The following is a 5,756-nucleotide window of genomic DNA, read 5'->3' as shown; positions in this document are numbered from 1 at the left end:
GAATCTGGACGCGATGTATGAAAAGAAGTACTTACCATTCGTTCAGAATTTCTTCTCCGATCAGAAGGGTGTCACTTTTCAGTACGATCTAGGGGATCGTTTCAACGGAACAGGCAACTACGATCCGACCGTGCCGCTTGCCAAACGCTTGTTGCAGTTATCATCTGTCAAATACATAGCCAGCATAAGAGAGTTCACCGTTCCCAACAGGATGATCGATGAAATGTTCGAGCAGAACCGAGGCCGCCTCATTCCGGGAAAAGAAGCAGCTATTCAACGGAAAACGTTCGTTCTAGCGGGCGAAGCGCGCAACGCCCTGGGTGAGCATCCGCCTTACGAACGGATGCCCTATCGGATTCAGGTCGCGGGTGGTCCGAAAGAGATATTCGATTTCTCCTACACCCTTGATCCGGCTGTTTTTGACAAGACCTCTGGCGACGGAGTCGAGTTTATCGTTGAGTTGAAGGATTCGTTCGGGCGCATTACAAAACAGTTCTCTCGTTACATAGATCCCAAGCACAATTCCGATGAAAGGCGCTGGATGGACGGCCACGTAGATCTGAGTCCGTATCGAGGGCAGACCGTTGAGTTGTTGTTCACCACAACTCCAGGACCCAAAGGAAATACCGCTTATGACTGGGCGGCTTGGTCGAACTTCCATTTCGAAAAGCATGGCGTTCCGACTGAGGACGAACCGCCCCCGTTCCATCTGATCTACAACGCGGAGGCGAAGATTTACCGATATGACGATGTATTGCCGCGCGCCTCGATTTACCATCGCGCCGAGTTGGTCCATAACGAAAGCGAGGTTTTGCGGAAACTCGCTGATCCTTCGTTGGACATATTTCAAAGCGTGGTATTGAACGAGCCGGCGTTAACGGCGGAACAGCGCGAGCAGGTAGCGGAAATGAATCGGCAGCCCCCGGAACCAGTAAATGCGGCGTCGATTCGCTCTTATGCATCGCAGGACGTGCAAATCGAAGCGTCGCTCGATCGAAGCGGAATTCTTGTTCTGAACGACACTTCCTATCCGGGTTGGACCGTGGACGTCGACGGCCGACGCGCCGATTGGATCGACGCGAATTATCTGTTTCGCGGCGTGCTGCTCTCTCGCGGTAAACACGCTGTCCGATTCCGCTACCGGCCAAAGAGTTTCTATGGCGGAGCGGCCCTCGGCGGCTTTACGATGGCCGGATTGATGGCATTCGGTTTTCTCAGGCCAAGGCGGCGAAAAAAATATGAGAACAACCGTGCATCAGGCGCACTCCCGCAATAAGAAAATCTGCTTTTCTTGTTTGCGGTATGAGCAACCGGCACTCCGATACAGTTAAGTTCCTCGAACAGCCCGAGGAAGCGGCTCCCTTTTTGAAGGGACTCCTGATCGCCCTTATTCCCGCTTTGCTGTGTTGGGCGGGGATTATTGAAGTGGCCTTAAAGTTCTGGCGGCAATTTTTGCGCTAATTTCGCCCCGGCAAGAGTCGATTCTAATCCGGATGTGCTACGCTCGACTACATCTAAATCTGCGGTCGGTGCTGGTAGCGTCTGTCTTCCTCGCGGTTGGCTGCTTTTAGAACAACTTAAACTCTGGAGGAAACCAGTGACCAATATTTTTGTAGGAAATCTAAGCTTCGCAACGACCCAGGACGACTTGATGTCGGTGTTTTCCCAGTACGGCGCGGTAGATCGCGTGAACATCATCACCGACCGGGACACCGGGCAGGCGCGCGGCTTTGCCTTCGTCGAAATGCCCAACAGCAACGAGGCGCAATCCGCTATCTCTGCCCTGAACGGGACCGATCTGCACGGCCGATCGCTCAATGTGAACGAAGCCCGGCCAAAGACCGATGGCCCGCGCGGCGGCGGACGGCCGGACTTTAAGCGCGGCGGTGGCGGCGGCAATCGCCGTCGCGGCTTCTAACTGCGATCAGAGACTTCGCACGCTCACGTGCTCGTGGGCGCCAAATGGCGCGCCTATTCCATTGCTCCATACGCCAATGTCCAGAAATCGGTGAATATCTTAGGCGGCTCCGGCGAATCCATCATGCGTTGCGTGAAGAGGATGCCGATCATTCCCTCCGCGGGATCGGTGTAGGCCGTCGTGCCGAAGCCGCCGGTCCAGCCGAACCGGCCTGGGGTGTGGAAGATCTCGTTACGCCGGATATCCACCGCCATTCCTAAACCCCAACTGGAATGCGTACCGAAGAAGATTTCCGAGCCTGCGCGTTGCTCAGGCGTGAGTTGATCCGAAGTCATTAGTTCCACCGTGGCGCGGGAAAGAATTTGCTCCCGGCCCGAGCGGCCTTTGTGCAGCAACGTGTTCAGCATCATGCGGCTGAAAACAAAATAGTCGTCGATCGTCGAGACGAGTCCGCCTCCACCCGATTCCGAGGGCGGCGCAGAAGCCCAGGCGCTGTTTGCCACGTCGTCAAAAAAATCCAGCTTGTCCGTCTGACGATTGAAGAAATAGAACGCCGGCAAGCGGTCGACTTTTTCGGGGGGCACGTGGAAGGCGGTGTCTTTCATCCCGAGCGGATCGAAGATGCGCTCGCGCAGGAACGTGCCGAGAGATTGTCCCGACACGCGCGCGATCAGAGCCCCGAGCACGTCGCCGCTTACGTGATACATCCACCGGTCGCCCGGTTGCGCCAACCACGGCAGCGAACCGAGTTTCTGCAGCCATTCGTCCATGCCAGGCACTTTGCGAGGGCAGCATTGGGCCGTCGCCGCCAATCCGATATTCACGGATCAGCTTCTGAATCGGATACGTGTCTGGCATGGCCATCACACTGCCGAAACCCATGCGGTAGGTCAGCAGATCGCGAACAGTGATTGCGCGCAGCGCAGGCGCCGTGTCCTCGAGCTGCGAGGAGATGGACTTCAGTACGCGACGATTTGCAAGTTCCGGGAGCCACGGCTCAATCGATTCATCGAGCCGTAACTTGCATTCCTCTACCAGGATCATTGCCGCAACCGCGGTGATGGGCTTCGTGATCGAAGCAATACGAAAAATCGTGTCGCGTTTCATGGGAGCCGGGTCGCCGAATGCCAGGGTGCCGAGCGTCTCCACATGAACGTCGTCATGATGACTGACGAGCGCTACGAGCCCAGGCATCTCCTTACGCTCGATGTGTCCCGACAATACTTGCTGCATTCGCTCGAGCCGCGGCTTCGAAAGACCTCCGGTGCTCATGTTCCGCTCCTCGTGCTCGTCGACCGCTGACGCAGCGCCTCTTTCAGTTTTAGATCAATGCTGGACTTGGTTTGTCGCCCCACGCGTCGAAGACCCATCCGGCCTGGCATATTGGTTGAGCCATTCGATCACTGCCGCGTACCAGAATTGGCTGTTCCGCGGCTTCAAGATCCAATGGCCCTCATCCGGAAACTGCACCAGCTTCGACGGCACTTTCATCTGCTGCAATGCCGTGAAAAGCTGCTGGCTTTGCCCGACCGGCACGCGGTAATCCATCTCGCCTTGAGTAACCAAGGTGGGTGTCTTGAAATTCTTTACGAACGTGCTTGGAGACCACTGGTCGTACAGGCCGGGATTGTCCCAGGGCAAGCCATGGAACTCCCATTTGGGAAACCAGAGTTCTTCGGTCGTTTCCGCCTCGCTGCGCAGGTCGAATGGGCCGGCATGGGAAACGAGCGCCTTGAACCGGTTCGTGTGACCCAGTATCCAATCGATCAGATAGCCTCCGTACGAGCCGCCGGCCGCCACCATGCGGTCACGGTCCACATACGGCAGGCTCGCCGCGTAGTCGGCCGTCGCCATGACGTCGGTGTATACGCGGCCGCCCCAATCGCCGTTGATGGCATCCGTAAACGCCTGTCCATAGCCGACTGAGCCGTGCGGATTCGAAAGCACCACCACGTAGCCCGCTGCGGCGAACACCTGCGCGTTCCAGCGGTAGGTCCAGGATTCGCCCCATTCGCCCTGCGGGCCTCCGTGGACCGCGAACAAAACCGGATACCGGATCGCCGGGTTGAAGTCCGGCGGTTTCACAATGAAGCTTTCGACCTTCGAGCCGTCGGCGCCATCGACCGAAACCTGTTCCAATGGAGTCAACTGATAGATGTTTGTCACGGCGTCATTCAGGTGCGTCATGGGAACGCCGCTACCGCCCCGTGAAGTCGCCTTGTAGATCTCCGGTGGATGTGAGCCGCTCTCCTCCAGATAAATCATCATCTGGTCGCCGGACGTGAAGCGCATCGCGGTGATCGAAGTCGGCCCTTGGGCGATGGTGCGCGGCGTGCCGCCCGTGGCCGAAATCATGAGCAAAGGGCTGCCGCCCCGATCGTCGATCGTGAAGAAAATCCGTTGAGAATCGGACGACCAGGTGAACGATTCAACCCACCGGTCGAGCGTATCGGTCAGCGTCGTGGTCCGGTTCGCCTGCACGTCCAAAACCGCGAGACGCCACTGATCGCTTTCGTAACCGGCGCGGCTTTGTGTGCGATATGCAAGATATTTCCCGTCGGGTGAGTAGAGCGGACCTTCATCCGCGCCAGGATTGGTGGTGATGCGTTTGATCGGGCCGCCGGAAGCGGGAACCGTGAAGAGGTCGGAGTTGGTACTGCTCGAGAGGTCGGCGTCGTTGTTGGCGACAAACGCGATTTGCGTGCTGTCGGGCGAAAAGACATACGCATCCGGGCCGCCCAGCGAGAATGGAGGCGTGTCGCGGTCGCCCGGGGTAAGATCGCGGATCCTTCCCGTGTCATTCAGCGTTTGAATGAGTAAATGCCGCCGCCGCGCGCCTGAGTACTCGTTCCAATGCCGATACAGCAGCGATGTGTACACGCGGGCCTTCACCACGTTCGCTGCATCTTTGTCGAGATTGCTCCTATTGCACGCCGTTCCGTAATCGACTCCGGAGGCCGCGTTTTGCGGCTCACAAGCCGGATAAACGGCGCTCGTGTACATAACCAGCTTGCCGTCGGGAGAAATCGTTACGCCGCTCGCGCCCGTGGGCACGTTTGTTATAGGCTTCGCGTCCGTCCCATCCGCATTGATAGACCAGATTTGCGAGCTGCCGGCGACTTGCGATGCGTTGGGACGATTCGAAACATAAAAGATGCGCTTGGAATCGGGCGTCCATCGGGGCCGCGTATTCGATGTTCCCTCGTTTGTTAGGCGTTGCGGCGAGCCGCCGGCTATCGGAATCACGTAAATCTGGCTGGGAACGGCGTTATTCGCCAAATCCACTGTCGCAACGGAAAAAGCCACCCACTTATCATCGGGAGACACTTGCGGATCGTCGATCCTTGCGAGTCTCGTCATGGCATCGAAGGTGAACGGCAATTTCGCCGTCCACGCCGGGCTGCCCGTAACTATAAGTAGGAGGGCGGGTAGCGCCGCGTTGCGCATGAACAATATAGTAGTTCATTGTGGCGGCTGACCGGGTAGAACGGCAACTCGCGGATTTGGGCGCTCTGCGAGCGCTAAGCCCCGTAGCGGTAATTGCGCCGCTAAGGAAGGCGTTGCGTGACCGTGTGAATGTAGTCGTGGCAAAAGCGGCGTCGATATCGGCCGAACTCCAGCTTCACGCGCTCTTGCCCGATCTCCTTGCCGCATTCGAGCGATTGTTCGATAAGCCGCGCGAAAGCGATCCGCAATGTTGGGGCAAGAATGCCATCGCCAAGGCTCTCAAAGATCTCGACTACAGCGAATCCGCCACCTTTTTGCGCGGAGTTCGGCACATTCAAATGGAGCCAGTATGGGACGGCGAGATTGACACGGCAGGCGTGCTGCGCGGAAC

7 protein-coding genes and 1 pseudogene are annotated in these 5,756 nt (G+C 57.6%); 5 read left to right on the top strand and 3 right to left on the bottom strand.

All coding sequences use genetic code 11. The annotated features are described in order from the left end of the window. Together VGK48_08565 and VGK48_08560 are read left to right on the top strand one after the other, a co-directional pair. The coding region (locus tag VGK48_08565; protein HEY2381222.1) for a YfhO family protein at positions 1–1,276 on the top strand (1,276 nt) is incomplete at its 5' end. 321 nt (positions 1,277–1,597) lie between these two features. After that, positions 1,598–1,918 carry an RNA-binding protein gene (locus VGK48_08560; GenBank protein HEY2381221.1) on the top strand — a complete coding sequence of 107 codons (321 nt, stop codon included), beginning with the start codon at positions 1,598–1,600 and terminating at the stop codon, positions 1,916–1,918. 53 nt (positions 1,919–1,971) lie between these two features. On the opposite strand, the gene VGK48_08555 is transcribed toward VGK48_08560, so the two are convergent. Beyond that, positions 1,972–2,688, bottom strand: coding sequence for a serine hydrolase domain-containing protein (locus VGK48_08555; protein ID HEY2381220.1), 717 nt, complete (start codon positions 2,686–2,688; stop codon positions 1,972–1,974). On the opposite strand from VGK48_08555, the gene VGK48_08550 reads away from it, so the two are divergent. Beyond that, a complete protein-coding gene (locus VGK48_08550; GenBank protein ID HEY2381219.1) occupies positions 2,687–2,938 on the top strand; it encodes a hypothetical protein in 252 nt (83 codons plus the stop codon). The two genes, VGK48_08555 and VGK48_08550, sit on opposite strands and share 2 nt — an antisense overlap. Here the strand turns inward: VGK48_08550 and VGK48_08545 are convergent. Next, positions 2,846–3,112: pseudogene (locus tag VGK48_08545) on the bottom strand (serine hydrolase domain-containing protein). The gene VGK48_08550 and the pseudogene VGK48_08545 sit on opposite strands and share 93 nt — an antisense overlap. Between VGK48_08545 and VGK48_08540 the strand changes: the two are divergent. Continuing rightward, on the top strand, positions 3,068–3,220 hold the full coding sequence (locus tag VGK48_08540; GenBank protein HEY2381218.1) for a hypothetical protein: 153 nt from the start codon (positions 3,068–3,070) through the stop codon (positions 3,218–3,220). The pseudogene VGK48_08545 and the gene VGK48_08540 sit on opposite strands and share 45 nt — an antisense overlap. 24 nt (positions 3,221–3,244) lie before the next feature. Here the strand turns inward: VGK48_08540 and VGK48_08535 are convergent, their stop codons facing one another. Continuing rightward, positions 3,245–5,365 carry a S9 family peptidase gene (locus tag VGK48_08535; protein HEY2381217.1) on the bottom strand — a complete coding sequence of 707 codons (2,121 nt, stop codon included), beginning with the start codon at positions 5,363–5,365 and terminating at the stop codon, positions 3,245–3,247. 20 nt (positions 5,366–5,385) lie between these two features. On the opposite strand from VGK48_08535, the gene VGK48_08530 reads away from it, so the two are divergent. Further along, the coding region (locus VGK48_08530; GenBank protein HEY2381216.1) for a hypothetical protein at positions 5,386–5,756 on the top strand (371 nt) is incomplete at its 3' end.

It is taken from the genome of Terriglobia bacterium, from assembly GCA_036496425.1.
GTDB lineage: Bacteria > Acidobacteriota > Terriglobia > 20CM-2-55-15 > 20CM-2-55-15 > 20CM-2-55-15.
Note: the sequence above shows the minus strand (reverse complement) of the source record. Positions and strands in the feature narration are given on the sequence as shown.

Coding starts and splice junctions, on each gene's coding strand:
- VGK48_08550 (HEY2381219.1), top strand. CDS start 2,687: ATGCCAGGCACTTTGCGAGGGCAGCATTGGGCCGTCGCCGCCAATCCG.
- VGK48_08555 (HEY2381220.1), bottom strand. CDS start 2,688: ATGGACGAATGGCTGCAGAAACTCGGTTCGCTGCCGTGGTTGGCGCAA.
- VGK48_08540 (HEY2381218.1), top strand. CDS start 3,068: ATGAACGTCGTCATGATGACTGACGAGCGCTACGAGCCCAGGCATCTC.
- VGK48_08535 (HEY2381217.1), bottom strand. CDS start 5,365: ATGCGCAACGCGGCGCTACCCGCCCTCCTACTTATAGTTACGGGCAGC.